This window comes from Nostoc sp. (genome assembly GCF_036917195.1).
Classification (GTDB): Bacteria; Cyanobacteriota; Cyanobacteriia; order Cyanobacteriales; family Nostocaceae; genus Nostoc.
In genome coordinates this window covers 127675-146012 of record NZ_JBALDG010000011.1, presented here as the reverse complement: position 1 = coordinate 146012, position 18338 = coordinate 127675, and the positions used below count along the sequence as shown (strand labels likewise).

The window sequence follows — 18338 nt, the reverse complement described above, 5'->3', positions numbered from 1 at the left end:
TGCACTTGGCGTGCAAAGATGACTTTTACTTAACATCCACTGCTAGCGATCGCGAATCATAAAAAACTTCTGGTAATCTCTCCCCTGTCCAGATATCGCGGCAAAAGGTGTGTGCAAATTCTCTCAATAAAACTGACTCTGCTACTTCACTGTAATGTGGACGTTGGATGTTAAGAAACATTTGTACATATAGTTCCGGGTTAGCATCCATACGTTCTGCAAGTACCTGGAATAATTTCCGCGCTTTCTCGCCTTTATCAATAGCAAAGCTGGAGATGAGAACACTTTTTTTCGCGTTGCTAAACAGTTCACGGACAACAACGCTAGTATCACGGCTTTGAGAACCAGTTACCTCTGGGCCAGTCCATACTAACTCAATGCGATGTCTGCGACAAGCCGCTTTGCGTCTACGCGTATTTGTTGAGATGTACTTCGTTCTGCTGCTAGCAAGCGCAAGGTATAAGCAATATGGCTGCATTTTACGCCTTCAGAAGTTAGATGATTAAGTTCATCAACTACTGTTTGACTTAAAGTTGCAGGTACGTAGTTAACAATGGTCGATACGAGAAAAGGAGGGGATAGCCTACCGTTTTCTAATGCTATTGTTAGTTTCAGCAAAGTTGGGCGGCTCAGTTGTAAAAAAGCCATTGTGTTTATTCTGGGAAGAATTCTGCTCCTAAACCTTCAACTGTAGAGACAACTAAGGCGCGGTCAAGAAATTCGTTGCGGCGTTCGCAGGATGTTTCGGCAATCAGCAAACATCCGTGACAAGCGGAACCGTGCAGAAAACGCTCCTCTTGCTCATTATCTGGTCGATGTTGAGCGCATACTGGGTCATTGGAGCATAATTTTCCTTGCTCTAGTGCTACTTCCAAGTGGTATTCAATGCGTTTACCAACTTCTACCAATCCGCCTAAAGTCCCTTCTGACCCAGACGAACCTGTGTATAAAAGAATTCCATATCCTGCATCACCAGCGTAGATGCGTTCGCGGATGGAACTGGCAGCATAGCCGCATTCTAACGATACAGCCACAATTAATAAATGTGATAGAGAATGCAGCATAGTATATGGCAAGCCAGGAAACTTAATTTTTTCTTTTTCTTGGTCTATACCTTTACGCGCACACCAGATATCAAATCCTCTTGATAATTCTCGTCCACGTTTTTTGACGGCTTCTCGCTTTAACCAATCTTCGATCGCTTCCTTACGGAAAGCAATAAATACGCCCTCGCCTTTATTCTCAATTGCAGGAACCCAAGTAGGCTCAATATCTAAAGCAGCACGCCTGACGCTGATATCAAGTTCGCCATCGATATCTGGCATTTCCGCTTCAAAGCGAGTAAAGCCTACCTGAGCAATTACTTCACGTAAGCGATGTACTAAAACGATTCGTTCAATACGGGAAGAAAACGTAGGCTTTAAGTTATTTAGCTGGCGAGAACGAGCGTAAAAATCACCGTCTGGGACATCTTCCCCAACTTCGACAGAACTAGCAAGTAATGTCTCAATTTCTACTTGTTTAATTTTTTTATCTCCAGTTGAAGCACCGCTTTGTCGCCGTTGTACTTCTTCCCAGACTGCTTCATCACTAAATTTTTCTAAAGCTACAGCTACCTTTTGTTTTTTGCGTTCTTTTTTAATTTCGCTGACGCTTTCTGCATATTGGAGAAAATCTTCGTAAACTAAATTCACTGCATCTCGTAAACCCGCATCTAAGTCAGGTAGGGAAATAACGCTAAGAATTTGTGAAAAATAAGCGTTACTGGCAGACCTAACTAATAAGCGGTTGTATTCTGGTAAACCAGTGGATTCACGAATACAGTAAGGTTCTTGGGCAAATGAGCCAAGCCAAGGGCGATGTCCTTGACATGGGCCTAAGACTTTACCGTTGCGGACTGTAGCATCAGCAAGGGGACGGCGTTTTTTACAGGCTTCGCAGCGCACGTAAATTTCAGCGAAGTCGTTACCTGAACCACCTTCGTCTAACCATAACTGACCTCGACACTTATTTTCAGGGTCATTATGTACAAAACGATACCAATCAATATCACTAATATGACCTTTAACGCAGGCTTGCACGAAGCGGACAGGTACGACTGGTACTTTCTTTTTTTCAGAATTAAGATATTGACCACTGACTAAATTACCCCACGGTAACAGAGGACGAGTGCGGAATGTTTTTTTGGTTTTAGTGTCGTACCAAGTTTCCTTGACTTGAGCTAAAAACCAAGTGGGAAACATGAAAACATTAATTCCGGTGCGGGTAGCTCTGGGGTCTTGTTCATCAACCGGTGGCGCATACAAGTTGACATGATTGATTTGTAAAATTTCAGCAACTCTAATCGCTAACCGATCTTCAAAAATGCGTTTTCTGTCGCCACGCCACTGATTTAAACCAGCAACTAACACGGAATGTTCTGGTAAGTCTACCATCGCCCCAGGCCCAAAGGTAGAGAGAATTTGACTTTGCCGTACTTGTCCTGCTGGGGGAATTCTTCTGTTAGATTTACTCATTTTCCTTTCTCCTCTACCTCATTTCCGTAAGGGTTAATCACCCACAGATTGACTGTTGGTTCGACATCGCGCAAACTTCGCTGGGCTTTAAACCTTCGTGCTTCTAGTGGTTGATTCTCTAATTCGGGGTCGAGGGGGTCAAATATCAGTGGTGGTGCTTCGCCTACTTCACGCTGATATTGGAGGCTAATTTTTCCATTAGCAATGCTTTGCCATGTATCTAGTAAATTTTTTACTCGTCCTTTAACTTTGTAACGTGTTTCCTCTGCGTCATCCTCGTTGTTTCTACAAACCTCGGCCCGTTGTGCAATAGTTTCAACAACAAACTCTAAATCTTGGCGATGTTGAGTAATATCGAAAGCGCGAGTTGGTGCTGTCATCCCAGGATGTCCTAGACGTGTTAAAGCAACGGTAATAGCTGCAATACCTCGGTCAATAGCACGAGGAGAAAAGGGAGTTACGCTGGTAGCTTCTACAGCACGGTAAAATGTTGAATGCCAAGCAAAAAAGCGTTCATAATGAGAGCGATCGCGTGGACGATGAATGTTTAGTAATGTCACTACTAAACCCGGTCTTTCCTCATCCCGTCCTACACGGCTAGTAGCCTGGATATATTCGGCGGCTGTCTTGGGTTGACCGAGAACTACCATTAAACCCAAGCGGGTAATATCCAAACCTACGGAAATCATGTTTGTCGCTAAAACAACATCAACCTTTTCATCTTTATCAAAGGTTGATTCCATTCGCCGCTTAGTCTCTGCAACGTCGCTAGTGCTGACACGGGAGGTCAATTCTTCTGGTTCATCATCAATTTTACGACCAGCAAATAACCCTGATATTTCATCTACTCGTTTACGCTGGCTATAACGCACTAGACCAGAATTTACTTCATCTTCCACAATCCGCCGACTACCACCGAGTTCACGTAGAGAGTTAAAGTAACCTAACAGCGTCATGTAGGAATCTGCTGAGTTATCAGAATTTTTCTTCCCTCCTTGTTCTAGCCAGTGTTTTTGGGCTGCGCCTAATAATGCCAAATAAGTACGTAATAAAACTACTTTTAAACTGCGTCCTTGAGCAGCAATTCCTACATAAGTGCGGGCATTTTTTACTGTAGCAGGGACGGTTTTGGCAAAGAATGAATCGCGTCGGTCTGGCCCTGGTGGCGGAAATATATCAACTTCGCTGCGACCGAATAAAGCTTGAATTTGCTTGCTGGCGCGGCGGACTGTTGCAGTTGAAGCAACTATTTTCGGACGAATTTTTTTACCGTCTATCTCTTGGCTGCACAAGGCATCAATGGCGGTTTCGTATAGTCCTACCATTGTTCCCAAGGGGCCGGAAATTAAATGTAATTCGTCCTGGATAATTAAGTCTGGTGGTGGTAAATAACCGCCAAGGGGTTTACCGCGACCTGGTTGAGTAGGGCCGTAAAAACCATCGTTGTCGTAGCGGTCTACTCGTCCAAATAATGCACCAGTTTCTCCCACCCAAGGCAGGCTGGCAAATTTATCTACTGTAGAGATAATAAAACAAGGTAGGCGGCGGTATATTGGCTCGTCTACGGCGACTATTGGTAAAGGATTATCACCGCGAAAATGACAGCGACGATTAGCACAAACTACGCGTAAGTTCGTTGGTTGGTCAGTATTTGGTAGTAGTTGGAATGAGTTGCGTTGAAATTCTGTATCGCACCAAGGACACTTTTCTAACGGGATGGGCGATGGGTTGTTACGATCATTGTTTTGGAAATCAAGAGTCCGTTTTCTAGCACTGTTATCGTCGTTATCTCCTTTTTTACCCATGCGGTTGGGTGTTGCAGCTTGTCCTACCCACAGTCCAATTTCAAAGGGCCAAGTTCCTAACTTCTGCGGGTTTTTTTGGCGTTCTAATTCTAAGGCGCAAATCATCGTCGTCGCCCGTCCGAGTTGGTCAAGAGTCAAAAGACGCAGGGTATAGCGCATGAGGACGCTTAAACCAGCCGATTTGATACCGGGATAACGCAGTCGCCGCAGGACAATAGTAAAGGCTGCAAGTCCTAAGTAAGCTTCGGTTTTACCGCCACCTGTAGGAAAGAATAGCAAATCGACTAATTCACGATCGCCATTTTCGGGGTAAGCTATTCCTGCCAAGTTCATCAGTAAAAACGCTAGCTGGAAGGGTCGCCATTCAGGTGGCGCAAGACTTTCAGGAGTGATATTTTTGCCGTGAGTAGCACGTTGACGCATATACGTAGCAATAGCCCGATTTCCTATTTGAAATGCTTCAAATATTTGTGGGTCATTTAATGCTTTGATACCAGCGTCGATGCGCTTGTTGGCAATTTCCGCACGGCGGAGTAAATCTAGGGCTACATTTAACCGTTTTGGTTCGTTGGGACATTTGGTGCATTGTTCTTTAATCCAATCAGCGTAAGCATCCACCATTGGACTCAGCATATTTTGCAAAGCTTCTGGTGTGGATGCGCCAGCTAAGGCTTCCATTTCCAATTCAACGTTTTTTACTTGAGTGGCTATGACCTTTTCCACATCAGCCGTTGGTATCCAAGCAGTACGTACTTCCTGACAGCTACCATCAGGATTAGTTAATGCAATCGCAGAAACGTTATGACCTACCGCATATTCATAATCATCGCGGTATTGTAAATCAGCGACGTTTTCATCCCAATCATGATTATCTCGTCCGCGTAAATTGGGACGGGCTACTAATGGTTCTGGGGTATGGATGATTAAACTGGTTTGAAAAATATAGCTAATATCGCGCTGTTTATCTGAGGTGGGGAGGCGATTATTGACGAGAAATACAGAGACAGAACGAGTTCCAGCCGGGACAAGTTCCTTGGATGTGACAGGACGGATGGAGACGACGAGTTGTAAACCGTTGCTATCAGCTATGGGAATAGTTTTTGTAGATTGGTTTTGATGAAGCGGTAATTTTAATTGTTTAGGACTACTTAAACCTAAACCCAATTGTAATTGTTCGGGATTGCGATCGCCCATTAGAGGAACAATGATTTGGGCTTGGTATGGAATCCGTTTCCAGCATCCCGATAGACTGTTATTTGATTCCTCTTGCGGGATTGTCGTATCTATTTCTAGGGGTGAGAGAATTTCTTGAGCACCAGAATCATCTTGAGATTGTGCAACAGTATTGTCTTTTATTGGGAAATAATCACCCCATTGCACTGTGAGATTAAGTTGACTGGCGTTTTTAGCAACTAGGAAACTTAAACCCATCGATGAAGGGAAAAAAGCTTTTTTGGCGAATGGTTTATCTGGAACACTTTCATCTTCAGCTGCACTACCGCCTTGCACTACATCTAAATCATCATCGCCAGTATCATCTCCACGCTGTTCGATAGGTGCGCCATGCGGAACAAGGAAACCTGTAAGATACCATTTTGATGGTGCTTGGTCGAGAATTTCTTCTGCGTGGTCGATATCATCGGGGATGGGGCCTATGAGGTCGAGTTGTAGGGCTTCGATGAGGCGCGATCGCACTTCGGCAGAGGTTAGAGATTTCGCATTATTTATCATTTAATATTTGGCTTTTGGATGACTTAATTTAATTGCGGAGGTTAAAACCCCCGTCTAATAGCTCAAATCGTCTTTAGACGATTATTTAAATTAATTTGCTAGTCCTCTTCCAGAGGACTTTAGCTATCAGACAGGGGTTTTGAACCCCTGGCTATCTGGCTATCTGGCTGTCCATCAATTTACATATTTTCTAAATGAGAATTTGTTGTTCCTTGTGAATGATGTATTTTTTGATTTTTAACATAAGTAACAGCTTGCTCAAGTTGCTTACTACCTAAAGAGAAAACCCCATACCCTTCTTGCCAAGAGAATTTATCTGACGTAGCAGGAATATTTTGATTGAAATAATAAGAACTACTACCTTTAATTTTTTTAACAAAATCTGCAATAGCTATTGTCGGAGGAATAGACACAACTAAATGAATATGGTCTTCCATACCACCTATTCCATGAACAATACAATTTAGAGCATCTGATTTACCAATAATATAATTATGAAGTTCAGATTCTTTATTGGACATAATTAGAGGTAGGCGTTGTTTTGTTGTCCAAATAATATGATAGTAAAGTCGCCATAATGACATATTTTTTGCTAATTAGCATTTATCTACCTTTACTAGATTGCCCATTTTTGGTTAAAAACAATAAATGTATTTCAACCAGATTTGTTAGATTCGCCAGATTCGCCAGATTTGCCAGATTTGCCAGATTCGCCAGATTCACCAGATTCACCAGATTCACCAGATTCGCCAGATTCGCCAGATTTGCCAGATTCGCCAGATTCACCAGATTCGCCAGATTTGCCAGATTCACCAGATTCGCCAGGGGTTTTGAACCCCTGGCGAATCTGGTGAAGTCGGATGAATCCGACTCCTTCAAAATATAAAAACCCAGCCAAGTTTTTTAGTCCTGACCTGTACTAGCATCAGCCAACCACCTTTATCTGGGTCAGGTACGGCATAGGTCGGTTGTAAAGTTTCACCGTATTCTGGTAGCGATACCTCCAAATCCTCTGGACTCTCGACTAAATCTGTCGGTTGCCAACCAAGAATTTCTACTGTGAAGGTGAGAAAGTCAGAAATTACGCAGGTGTAATTGGTGCTGTCATCAGAGGAATCTCGGCTAACTATTTCGCTTAACCGTTGCTGTAACTCAACAACGTTGCGATTTACCGACATTTGGGCATTATTTAACGCCGTTGGCGACACTACCAACCCCACTGGCTGAAGGAAGCCCAACCATTCCTTATGCGCTTGAATTTCTCTATCCTTTACCATACTCCTCAACCCGAAACTGGCCACAAATAAATCAATCCCATAGGTTCAACTCGCACCGCCCTAACTTCGTAGGAAGCCTCAATTCGGGCAGGTTCAGTATTAATTTCTTCAGCAAGTGCTTTCAATCGCTTCTCCCAGTGGCGGCGGTCTGCTTCTAACTGCCGTTTTTCCTCGACTGGGAACTCTTCAAACGGAATCGATAGCTGAATAGCTTTGGTATTTTCAATTTCCTGCTTGCGTTGGCTAATACGCTGCTGCTGCTGTTCGAGAATTTTTTTCATCTCCACAGCTTCTTTTTTGCCCCGTTCGGTTAACTTTTTCTCAGCTCTTTGAGCCAAGATATTGGCACGGCGTTCCAAATGGGGAATCAAATCAGCAATATCTTGGGTAGCATTCTGTTTCAACAGTTCTTTAACCGTCTGAGATACTTTTTGCAAACGAGGAGAAGCTAAAGAATCTTCCAATAAAGCCAGTACGTTGTCTTTCTCTCCTTCGTTTAACGGTTGTAGTTTCTTGCCTCCCCTAGCTGCTTCAGACCATTCCGCAGCGATCGCAATTACTTCGTCATGTAACCGCGAAGCACCCTGTCCGTAAACCGATAAGCGTCCCAAGGCGATAACTTTCGGAATTGGGTCATCAGTCAGACAAATGCAAGCGCGGGTTAACTCATCATGTAAAAACCCTTGGGCTAAAAATCTCCCTAAAAGGCGCTGTACAACCCGATGTTCTAAATGCAGGTGAACCACATCCCCATCTAAGGAACAAGGGTCACGAAATACCACCGGACGAATCGGTGCTTCCCGTCGCCATTCCCAAGGCTTTTGTCCTTTCTTACGTGGCGGTCTTAAGGTATCAAGAGTAGTCGCCCATGTGGGGTCTGCACGTTGGTCAAGGGGTGGAAGCGCCCAACGTGCAGTTGCGGAGTCTTGGTAAGCTTCATTACTATCGACTGGGGCCAGAGGAGTCGCACCGAGAATTTCCAATGAAGCGGAAATAGCATTGCGGAAGTGTTCATCACTCAGTCCCAACCAATCCCGCGACGTTTTCAGCATCTCTTGTAACTGTGATAATTGCTTGGTTAATTCTTCTCTTTGCAGTCGATTTTCTTCCAATTCCTCGTTTACTATCTGTAAGTTAGGTAAATCAGCTTGTTCTATAGAAGCAGTAATATTAGTTACCTGATTGTGGCGAATACCATCTGACAACAACCGCGATAAATTCTTTTGCACAACTGGTGAAAGTGTTCCCAATTCTTTTTGAATTGTTTCGGTCTTTTTCACCAGCACTTTTAATACTTTGTCCTCTGTCCGTTGCGCTAAAACAAAGTAGTAGCAGTGAACAACAGGCGATCGCTGTAATTTTCTGTCAATACGGCCGTTGCGCTGTTCCATCCGCGACGGGTTCCAAGGCACATCAAAATGGAATAGGTCAGCACAATTGTTTTGCAGGTTGACCCCTTCCCGTGCTGCATCCGTGGCTATAAGAATGCGGAGGGGGTGACGCGATGGGTCGGAGTTAAAAGCATTTTTGATAGCTTCTCGGCGTTCTTCGCCAATACCACCATGAAATACATCAATGCGTTCGGCGTTTCGCCGTAGCGCTTCGCTATCTGAGCCGGCGATCGCTTCTTGGAGTTTTTGCTGCAAGTAGCGTTTTGTATCTGTGTATTCAGTAAATATAATGACTCGCTTATCTAACCAAGCAGCATTAGGTTTACCCAAATCAGGACAGAGATTTTGTTTAATCCAAGCCACCAACTTTTCAACTCGTGGGTCTGCTTGATATCTAGCTTGGTTGGCTACATCGGTCATCTCTTCTAAAATTTCCAATTCTCGACTGCTTAACCCAAAGCTTGCAGCCTGTCCAGTCGCCACCGTTACCTGAGTATCTTCTTCTGCTTGTACTTCTTCTTCCGCTAGTTCAGCCCGTTCATCATCAGCGCCAGGAGATTCTAAAAGCAATGGTAAATTCTCGATGCCATTTACAGAACGGTTAGTAGATTGCTTTTCAATCGCTGCACGATGAACTTTCAAAGTACGTGCAAAAGCTTCGATAGAAGACAGCAGACGCTTTTGCAGCGAAGTGATTACCAGCATCGCCGCATTTTGGGTTGACTTCGATGCTTCCTTCAGCCGTTCTTCCCGCAGACTGCGATATTCTTGCAGCAATCGTGACAGTTTCAATTCCGGTGCATCTTCTGGCAGATTATCGATAACGATAGGAATAACCCGCCGTTCAGGAAACTCTTCGCCAATCTCCCGTAAATCTTGCTTTAACCGCCGCACCATCACCGTATCTAAAAGCTTGCGTTGGCTCTGCCCGCCATAGGCATCGCGCACAGGTACACCTCGACAAAATCGTTGCGGGTCGAGGATTTCCAGTAATGCTGCAAAGCTATTGGAATGTCCATTATGGGGCGTAGCAGAAAGGAATAACTTATGTTCAAACCTGGGGGCTATATCACGGACAGTGCGTGTTAATTGAGAATCTACAGCATACTTCGCACCACTAGCTGGGGCTGCGTTGTGTGCTTCATCGAGAATCAACATTGATGCACCTGCAAAATCTCCCAACCAATCACGCAAAGGTGCAGCATAGGTTTCATCGCGTAACAAAGCATGAGAAATAATGAAGCGGCTGTGAGTTGTCCAAGGGTTAATCCCATAACCCCGTTCTTGACGACGACTAGCTACAAACTCACGGTCAAAAATTACAAAAGTTAGCCCGAAGCGGCTTTCCATTTCTTCTTGCCATTGCCGTACAACCGATGGTGGACAGGAAATCAAAACACGGCGAACTTTTTGCCGCATCAACATCTCTCTTAAAATCAGACCTGCTTCTATGGTTTTCCCTAAACCAACATCGTCAGCAATAAACAAAGCAACTCTAGGCATTAATAAAGCCTTGCGTAGCGGTTCAAGTTGGTAAGCTTTGACTTCAATACCTGCACGGTATGGTGCTTGAAACAGTTTTGGGTCAGTTGAGGTAACACAGTTCCAGCGCAGAGTATGGAGATAAGCCGAAAATAGACGGGGATTGTCAAAACCTCGGTTTGCTATGGACTCCCACGAAGTTTTACTTATGACTTTGGCATCAACTTCTCTTTCCCAAAGAACTTCTAACTGTTCTCCTAACGCATCATCTTCCAAACACGAAAGGCAAACTAAAGTGTCTTCCTTCACCAAAGGTTTAGCCACTACATCTTCTACAAGATACTGCCGCGATCGCACCCGCACAATTTGACCAGTAACAACACTCATCCCCTACACCCCTTTGCCCTGTTGGAACCCCTACACCAATCACAGAGAAGCTATTTTTTGCATGAAAAATTACCTGTTAAGCGATCGCTCACAGTTGCAAATCCGCAGATTTTAATTGGGTATAAAAATTTAGTATTTAAAAATACTTATAAATTTAATTATCAAAATAGTAATGTATGTTTTAATACTTTCTTTGAAAGTCAATTAATTTAGATTATTTAAAGCATTTGAGTCTATTTAATGAAAATATCGATATATTTCGCCCATCAAAGTCATACATAATTATGGCTATATGCATGAGCAAGTATACCAATTTATATGTTCAAAATGTAGCAATACATTTTTGGAATTGCATTAGTATTAATACTGAGTATTACTATAAATTTCAGCCCAGTTAGTCAGACTTATATGTGATTGTGGTAGTCAGATGTGATGAGAAATTGCGATCGCATTGCACAGTCTATTGAGGATTTTGATAGGAATTACCGGAACCAAAATGGTTCCAGAATATAGCGGCCATTACGAAGAATTAGTTAATCCAAATAAAACGTCTATTGCTTCTAACTGACTCTATTTGTCACTAGACGTAGACTCATATTTTTTCAACCATTCCTTAATAGCCTCCTCCAATGCTGCTGTCTGAGTTATTTCCAGACGGGCGCAGGCAATCTCGAATGCAATTTTTAAACTTTTAGGGATTCTTCCCCGAACCTCTCGTGTTTCTTCAGTCATCCCAATACCAAGTCTTTGTTCGGGCTTAATTTTGGCACAGCATTTTAATAAAAATACATTTGAGCTACAAAGCTTTTAAGCTATTGCGCTTTTAAGCTATTGCGCTTATGATTAAAGTAGGTGACTAAACAAGTCAAAGACTTTAAGAGCAACTTTCATCAACGCCACACAGTTAAACACACCATGAGCGTTATCACTATTCAATGTCGTCTTATTGGTGATGAAAACAGCCTCCGCCTCCTGTGGGAACTAATGGCTGAGAAAAACACACCACTGATTAACGAATTATTGGAACAGCTAGCCAAACATCCTGATTTCGAGACTTGGTTACAAAAAGGTGAAATGCCTAAAGACACTATCGAAATAATATGCGACTCTCTCAAAAAGCAAGAGCGCTTTGCTGACCAGCAAGGTCGTTTTTACACATCAGCAGTTACTCTAGTCAAGGAAGTTTACAAGTCTTGGTTCGCCTTACAAAAGCGACGACAGCGCCAAATAGAAGGAAAAGAGCGTTGGCTAAAGATGCTCAAGAGTGATATGGAATTACAGCAAGAAAGTCAATGTAGCTTAGATGTTATTAAGGTCAAAGCTACTGAAATTTTGACTTCATTTGTTGCTAAGTTCACTCAGAATAAAAATAAGCAATCCAAAACAAAAAAAGGCAAAAATACTAAAAATAATAAAAAAGACTCTTCAAACACGACAGTTTTCAATGGATTATTTGATATTTACGATAAAACAGAAGACTGTTTATCTCGGTGCGCTCTTGCCTATCTACTCAAAAATAACTGTCAGGTCAGTGAGATTGATGAAGATCCCGACCAATATGCTAAGAGTAGGCGTAAAAAAGAAATAGAACTTGAACGCTTAAAAAATCAAATCAAAAGTCGGAAACCCAAAGGACGAGATTTAACAGGAGAAAAATGGCTAGAAACTTTGTCAGAAGTGGTTAATAAAGTCCCTGAGAATGAAGATGAAGCTAAATCTTGGCAAGCTAGACTCCTGAAAGGAAATAGCTATATGCCATATCCTGTTGATTATGAAACCAATACAGACCTAACTTGGTTGACAAATGATAAATGTCGTATCTTTTTCAAATTTAATGGTATAAATAGACGAATGAATGAACGATTATTTGAGGTTTATTGTGATTCTCGCCAGCTTCACTATTTTCAACGCTTTTGTTAAGACTGGCAAATTTGGCATGATGACGAAAAAATATATTCTTCTGGGCTATTTCTTCTACGTTCTGGGTGTTTGCTCTGGCAGGAACAAAAAGGTACACAAGAGCCGTGGAAAACCTACCAATTGATTCTTCAGTGCTGTGTATAAACACGGTTGTGGACACAAGAAGAATCAGAACTGGTTCCTCTTGAAAAAATCAACCAGGCTGAAAAAACATCAGCAAAATGGAACAAAAAGGTTGTTTAAATAAGAATCAGGTAACTCGGCTAACAAAAGAATTAACTACGAGGCAAAAACTTAACAACCCCTTCCCTAATCTTCCCACTAAACCCTTGTATCAAGGAAAATCTAATATTCTGGTTGGTGTCAGCTTGGAACTAGATAAACCAGCAACCGTTGCTGTGATAGATGCTGCCAACAATAAAGTTCTAACTTATCGCAGTGTTAAACAACTACTGGGCAAACGCTACAATCTTCTCAACCGCCAGCGACAACAACAGCAACGTCTTTCGCACGAACGCCACAAAGCTCAGAAACAGAATGCACCCAACTCCTTTGGTGAATCAGAGTTAGGGCAATATATAGATAGATTATTGGCTGATGCGATAATTGCGATCGCTAAAACCTATCAAGCTGGCAGCATAGTTATCCCAAAACTCCGCGATATGCGTGAGCAAATCAGTAGTGAAATCCAATCCAGAGCAGAGAAGAAATGTCCTGGTTACAAGGAAGCTCAACAAAAATACGCCAAAGAATATCGTATGAGCGTTCATCGCTGGAGTTACGGTCGATTAATTGAGAGTATTAAATCCCAAGCTTCAAAAGCCGGAATTTCTACTGAAATTGGTACACAGTCAATCAGAGGCAGTCCACAAGAAAAAGCGCGAGATTTAGCCGTCTTTGCATACCAAGAACGTCAAGCCACTTTAATTTAACTCACTGATCCGAACCTTGAAAATATAATATTGTTATAACAGCGCCGCAGTTCATGCTCTTTTGAGCCGCTGTACTGTGATAAATCTGGGTTAGTTTGGCGGTTGTCAGACTGTCATGCTTTCTGACCTGGTAGCTGCCCGCTTCTGATGCTGCCATCTGTAGAATTCTATAGATGGAATAGGTGCGCTCCCAGCAATAAGGAGTAAGGCTTTTAGCTGTAGCCGTTATTCATGACGGTGTAGATTACTACAGTGGTGACTACTGAATCACCCCCTTCGTCGGGGGAACCCTCTCAAATATTTTTTTGGCATGTCGAAGCGGGGGCAAAATCCCTGGAGTCCTGCCAAAATCTTAAAACCCTTGTAATGTCTTAACTTCAGAAACAAGTATGTCAGTTGATTTAGTTTTTTGATATGCGACAAAGGAAGCTTTTTCAGAGATATGCCAAATTTGTATCTGGAAAGCTTTATTTGCAAGGGGTCTAGGCGGCGGGGTTTCAACAACCATTCCGGCTAGGGGTGGGTTGAAAGTATCGGCGTAAAACGTATCAAGAGCAATATCTTGCGTTTCAACAGAATCGGGATGACTGGATTCGAACCAGCGGCCCCTTCGTCCCGAACGAAGTGCGCTACCAAGCTGCGCCACATCCCGCCAGAAAAATGGCATTATCACTTAAGAATATCACAACCCGTGCCAAATGACAGAATTACATCTATATATGATCACTTTATCTAAGGCTTTGCTTGCTACGATTAAATTTGTATAACTCTAGTGGTAAAAGCGGATTGTGACTGTAAAACCAGACTGGTTGCGGGTGAAAGCACCTGGGCGTGAGCGCATCGGTAACGTTAAAGACATTTTGCGGGATTTAGCCCTCAATACAGTTTGTGAGGAAGCGTCCTGTCCGAATATTGGTGAATGCTTCAACGCCGGAACTGCCACGTTTTTGATTATGGGTCCAGCTTGTACACGCGCTTGTCCCTACTGCGATATTGATTTTGAGAAAAAACCCAAACCACTAGACCCCACGGAACCTGCACGACTAGCGTCAGCTGTTCACCGCATGAAACTTAATCATGTGGTAATCACTTCTGTAAATCGAGATGACTTGCTTGATGGTGGTGCATCTCAGTTTGTGGCCTGTATTAATGCGGTTCGCTCTGTTTCACCCAACACCACAATTGAGGTGCTAATTCCTGACTTGTGCGGTAATTGGAATTCTCTAGAGTTGATTCTACAAGCTGCGCCAGAGGTATTAAACCACAATACGGAAACTGTTCCACGCCTGTATCGCCGGGTGCGTCCCCAAGGAAACTACGATCGCACATTAGAATTATTGCAGCGCTCTGGTCAAGTTCTCAAGAGCACATACACTAAATCCGGGATCATGGTTGGACTCGGTGAAACTGATGCCGAAATCCGCCAAGTCATGCAAGACTTGCGAACTGTAGATTGCGACATTTTGACAATCGGGCAATACCTCCAACCGAGTCAAAAACATTTACTTGTAAATGAATTTATCCACCCAGAACAATTTGCTGCTTGGAAGGCATTCGGCGAAGAAATCGGATTTTTACAAGTTGTTTCTTCTCCATTGACAAGAAGCTCATATCATGCAGAAAAAGTTAGGGAATTAATGGAACGTTATCCCCGCAGCCAATTTTAGATTTTAGATTTTAGATTGGTGAGCTAAGAGGATGCGGTGATGGGGAGACTCTTGATTAATGACTAATCCAAAATCTGTAGCAATTCTTGGTGCGGGTGCTTGGGGTGCATCTCTAGCAAATCTCGCCGCAGCGAATGGTCATAGGGTGCGCGTCTGGTCGCGTCAAGGTTCTCAAATCCAAGCAGTTTTAAAAGATGTCCAAATAGTCCTGTCCGCGATCTCGATGATTGGTGTGAGGGATGTTGCTTCCCAAGTTCAGTCTTTCCCCCTTTCTCCAGAGACAATTTTTGTCACAGCGACGAAAGGTTTGGACCCTCAAACCACCTGTACGCCGTCGCAAATTTGGCAAACAGTATTCCCTAACCATGCAGTGGTTGTCCTGTCTGGGCCTAATTTATCTAAAGAAATTCAACTAGAATTACCAGCAGCAACGGTGGTAGCCAGTAACATTCCCACGGCTGCTCAAGTAGTGCAGTTAGTATTTTCTTCTCAACGTTTTCGGGTATATACCAATCCCGACCCCTTGGGCGTGGAACTGGGGGGAACACTGAAAAATGTCATTGCGATCGCAGCTGGTGTGTGCGATGGTTTACAACTAGGAACCAATGCCAAAGCTGCTTTAGTCACTCGTGGACTTACAGAAATGGTTCGCATCGGTAACAACTGGGGTGCAAAGACGGAAACATTTTATGGTTTATCGGGTCTAGGAGATTTGTTAGCAACTTGCAATAGTCCCTTAAGTCGTAATTACCAAGTCGGCTACCAGCTAGCTGGTGGTAAGACACTCACTGAAATTCTTGCAAATTTACAAGGAACTGCTGAAGGAGTGAACACTTGTCGGGTTTTAATGCAACGAGCCAAGCAACAAAACATTCCTGTCCCGATTACCGAGCAAGTTTATCGGTTACTTCAGGATGAAGTTACACCCAGACAAGCGCTTGATGAACTGATGCTGCGAGATATAAAGCCAGAGTACAACTACTAGTGTAGCGGGCGCGGAAGTCTGTCTACCTTTAACAAGGGATTTTGCCCTTTGTTGTCTAGTTAATTGAGATGGTAGCTGGATTTATGCGCCCACTGTACTAGTAGTCTGTCAAGTTGAAATTCATGGGTTAAAACTGACATGGTGAAATTTTCATTCTCCGCGCCTTTCAAAGTTCCGAGCGCTGGAATTTTCTCTGTGTCTCACTCTCTCTGTGTCAATATAATTTTTGCCGTTAATACTAATCACTTCGCTGATATCTATTAGTTATACTTATACCTCAATTATCCTGAGAAAAAATTGGTAAATCGTCAGGATATTACTTTTATAGCCATGTAAATGTGACTATGCCAATTATAAACATGATATTTACTGAAGTATTTTATACCCTATTATAAAAATTACTATCAGTAATCTTCAAGGTTGAAATGTTAACTAAGTAGTTTAAATATTGAAAACCTAGCTGCGGATTTGAATAGCTATTGGTTCAATCAAAAGTTTAGCAGCCGATTAAGTTCAGTAATACTGTATCCAATAAAACCATTCCAGTTAATTTCTAAAAAAATTGTAATGGAACCTTCAACCGTGTTAGTTCATCGTAAATCACGGGAACAATAGCAACAGTTGAATAGCTGACCGTAATCTAAGCTGACCGTACTCTATTGTTACCTGGAGCCATTGAGACAATCTTTATGCCAGCAACATCTTTTTATGCAGATGCCCCCTACAATACCAAAAAGTCCCCCCAGACTTTGGACTCGGATCTCACGGTTGATGAGAGTGAGTTATCGGTAGATGATTTACAGGAACTAGAGATAGCTTCTGTTGAGCATGCTAACTTTGCTACTAACACTAACCGTCGGAGTACAGACCTAGTACGTCTATATCTTCAGGAAATTGGTCGGGTTCGGTTGTTAGGGCGCGATGAAGAGGTTTCAGAAGCTCAAAAAGTCCAGCGCTACTTGCGGATGCGGATAGTGCTTGCTAACGCCGCCAAGCAAGGGGATGAAGTTATTACGCCCTATCAGAAGTTAGTTGAAGTTCAGGAGCGTCTGACCTCGGAACTAGGACATCGCCCATCTTTAGAAAGGTGGGCTGCCACTGCTGGCATAATTCTATCAGATCTCAGACCGACTTTGGCAGATGGCAAACGTCGCTGGGCGGAAATTGCCAAGTTGACAGTAGAAGAATTGGAGCAAATTCAGTCCCAAGGACTCCAAGCAAAAGAACACATGATTAAGGCTAATCTTCGCCTAGTTGTGTCTGTTGCTAAGAAGTATCAAAATCGCGGTTTGGAATTGTTGGATTTAGTCCAAGAAGGCACACTGGGTTTAGAGCGGGCTGTAGAAAAATTTGACCCAACTAAGGGTTACCGCTTCAGTACCTATGCCTACTGGTGGATTCGTCAGGGAATTACCCGGGCGATCGCAACTTCTAGTCGCACCATCCGCCTCCCTGTCCATATTACCGAAAAGTTAAATAAAATCAAAAAGGCCCAACGCAAAATTGCTCAAGAAAAAGGTCGCACCCCAACTCTAGAAGATTTAGCTACTGAGTTAGAGATGACACCAACCCAAGTCCGAGAAGTTTTGTTGCGGGTGCCTCGCTCCGTTTCTTTAGAAACCAAAGTAGGCAAGGATAAAGACACTGAGTTAGGAGAATTACTCGAAACTGACAGTGTAACCCCAGAAGAAATGTTAATGCGAGAATCTTTACAAAGAGACTTGCATCATCTTCTGTCAGATTTGACTAGCCGGGAGCGCGATGTAATTTTGATGCGGTTTGGTTTAGCAGATGGTCATCCTTATTCTTTAGCAGAAATTGGCCGCGCTCTTGACTTATCGCGGGAACGAGTCCGACAAATAGAATCCAAGGCTTTGCAAAAGCTACGTCAACCCAAGCGACGCAACCTCATCCGCGACTATTTGGAGTCTCTAACTTAGTCATTTGTGATTAGTCATTTGTCATTAAAAAACTGCACTTGACAAATGACTAGTACACTGTGGCGTCAGTTTGCCTACCTTTAATAAGGAATTTTGCCCCTTGTTAAGCCCCAAGTCTTGTTAATTGAGATGGTAGGTGGATTTATGCGCCCGCTGTACTAGGGATAAAGGACTGATTTGATCCTAGATCAAAAGCCGCTTAGAGGATGTTTGGAAAGTCAACCTTACTTCCATTTTTTTCCTGCTCTTGAGAGGCTTTGAAACCCCCATTCCCGCACTTCGGCCGCTTCTGTACCAGAGGCAAC

General features: G+C 43.1%; 13 protein-coding genes and 1 tRNA gene. 5 read left to right on the top strand and 9 right to left on the bottom strand.

The features are described from left to right. Positions 1-25: 25 nt before the first annotated feature. From V7K40_RS03025 to V7K40_RS02990, 8 genes are all read right to left on the bottom strand, one after another. Positions 26-478 carry a hypothetical protein gene (locus tag V7K40_RS03025; RefSeq protein ID WP_334956583.1) on the bottom strand — a complete coding sequence of 151 codons (453 nt, stop codon included), beginning with the start codon at positions 476-478 and terminating at the stop codon, positions 26-28. Between the two features lie 175 nt (positions 479-653). After that, a complete protein-coding gene (locus V7K40_RS03020) occupies positions 654-2516 on the bottom strand; it encodes a DUF1998 domain-containing protein (protein ID WP_334956581.1) in 1863 nt (620 codons plus the stop codon). Further along, positions 2513-6052, bottom strand: a complete 3540-nt coding sequence (gene drmA, locus V7K40_RS03015) for a DISARM system helicase DrmA (RefSeq protein ID WP_334956578.1) — start codon at positions 6050-6052, stop codon at positions 2513-2515. Before drmA ends, V7K40_RS03020 begins: the two co-directional genes overlap by 4 nt. Positions 6053-6231: 179 nt before the next feature. Then, on the bottom strand, positions 6232-6636 hold the full coding sequence (tnpA, locus tag V7K40_RS03010) for an IS200/IS605 family transposase (RefSeq protein WP_334956577.1): 405 nt from the start codon (positions 6634-6636) through the stop codon (positions 6232-6234). A gap of 71 nt (positions 6637-6707) precedes the next feature. Further along, on the bottom strand, positions 6708-6950 hold the full coding sequence (locus V7K40_RS03005; RefSeq protein WP_334956575.1) for a hypothetical protein: 243 nt from the start codon (positions 6948-6950) through the stop codon (positions 6708-6710). Next, positions 6928-7329, bottom strand: a complete 402-nt coding sequence (locus tag V7K40_RS03000; RefSeq protein ID WP_334956573.1) for a hypothetical protein — start codon at positions 7327-7329, stop codon at positions 6928-6930. The genes V7K40_RS03005 and V7K40_RS03000 overlap by 23 nt, the downstream gene beginning before the upstream one ends. A 5-nt stretch (positions 7330-7334) precedes the next feature. Further along, positions 7335-10589 (bottom strand): DISARM system SNF2-like helicase DrmD, encoded by a 3255-nt coding sequence (gene drmD / locus V7K40_RS02995; RefSeq protein WP_334956571.1) that lies wholly within the window; start codon positions 10587-10589, stop codon positions 7335-7337. 570 nt (positions 10590-11159) lie between these two features. Further along, entirely contained in the window at positions 11160-11321 is a 162-nt protein-coding gene (locus V7K40_RS02990; RefSeq protein WP_298907570.1) for a hypothetical protein, read from the bottom strand. A gap of 120 nt (positions 11322-11441) precedes the next feature. Between V7K40_RS02990 and cas12k (V7K40_RS02985) the strand changes: the two genes are divergently transcribed. Together cas12k (V7K40_RS02985) and cas12k (V7K40_RS02980) are read left to right on the top strand one after the other, a co-directional pair. Then, positions 11442-12509: a type V CRISPR-associated protein Cas12k gene (gene cas12k / locus V7K40_RS02985; RefSeq protein WP_334956568.1), complete on the top strand. Its 1068-nt coding sequence runs from the start codon at positions 11442-11444 to the stop codon at positions 12507-12509. Between the two features lie 221 nt (positions 12510-12730). Next, positions 12731-13441, top strand: coding sequence for a type V CRISPR-associated protein Cas12k (cas12k, locus tag V7K40_RS02980; protein WP_334956566.1), 711 nt, complete (start codon positions 12731-12733; stop codon positions 13439-13441). A gap of 578 nt (positions 13442-14019) precedes the next feature. Here the strand turns inward: cas12k (V7K40_RS02980) and V7K40_RS02975 are convergent. Continuing rightward, positions 14020-14093, bottom strand: a tRNA-Pro gene (locus V7K40_RS02975). Positions 14094-14229: 136 nt separating this feature from the next. Here V7K40_RS02975 and lipA point away from each other — a divergent pair. The 3 genes from lipA to sigC all read left to right on the top strand — a co-directional run bounded on the left by lipA (position 14230) and on the right by sigC (position 18033). Continuing rightward, positions 14230-15108, top strand: coding sequence for a lipoyl synthase (lipA, locus tag V7K40_RS02970; protein WP_334956564.1), 879 nt, complete (start codon positions 14230-14232; stop codon positions 15106-15108). A gap of 58 nt (positions 15109-15166) precedes the next feature. After that, positions 15167-16093: an NAD(P)H-dependent glycerol-3-phosphate dehydrogenase gene (locus V7K40_RS02965; RefSeq protein WP_334956562.1), complete on the top strand. Its 927-nt coding sequence runs from the start codon at positions 15167-15169 to the stop codon at positions 16091-16093. Between the two features lie 689 nt (positions 16094-16782). Beyond that, a complete protein-coding gene (gene sigC / locus V7K40_RS02960; protein ID WP_334956560.1) occupies positions 16783-18033 on the top strand; it encodes an RNA polymerase sigma factor SigC in 1251 nt (416 codons plus the stop codon). Positions 18034-18338 lie beyond the last annotated feature (305 nt).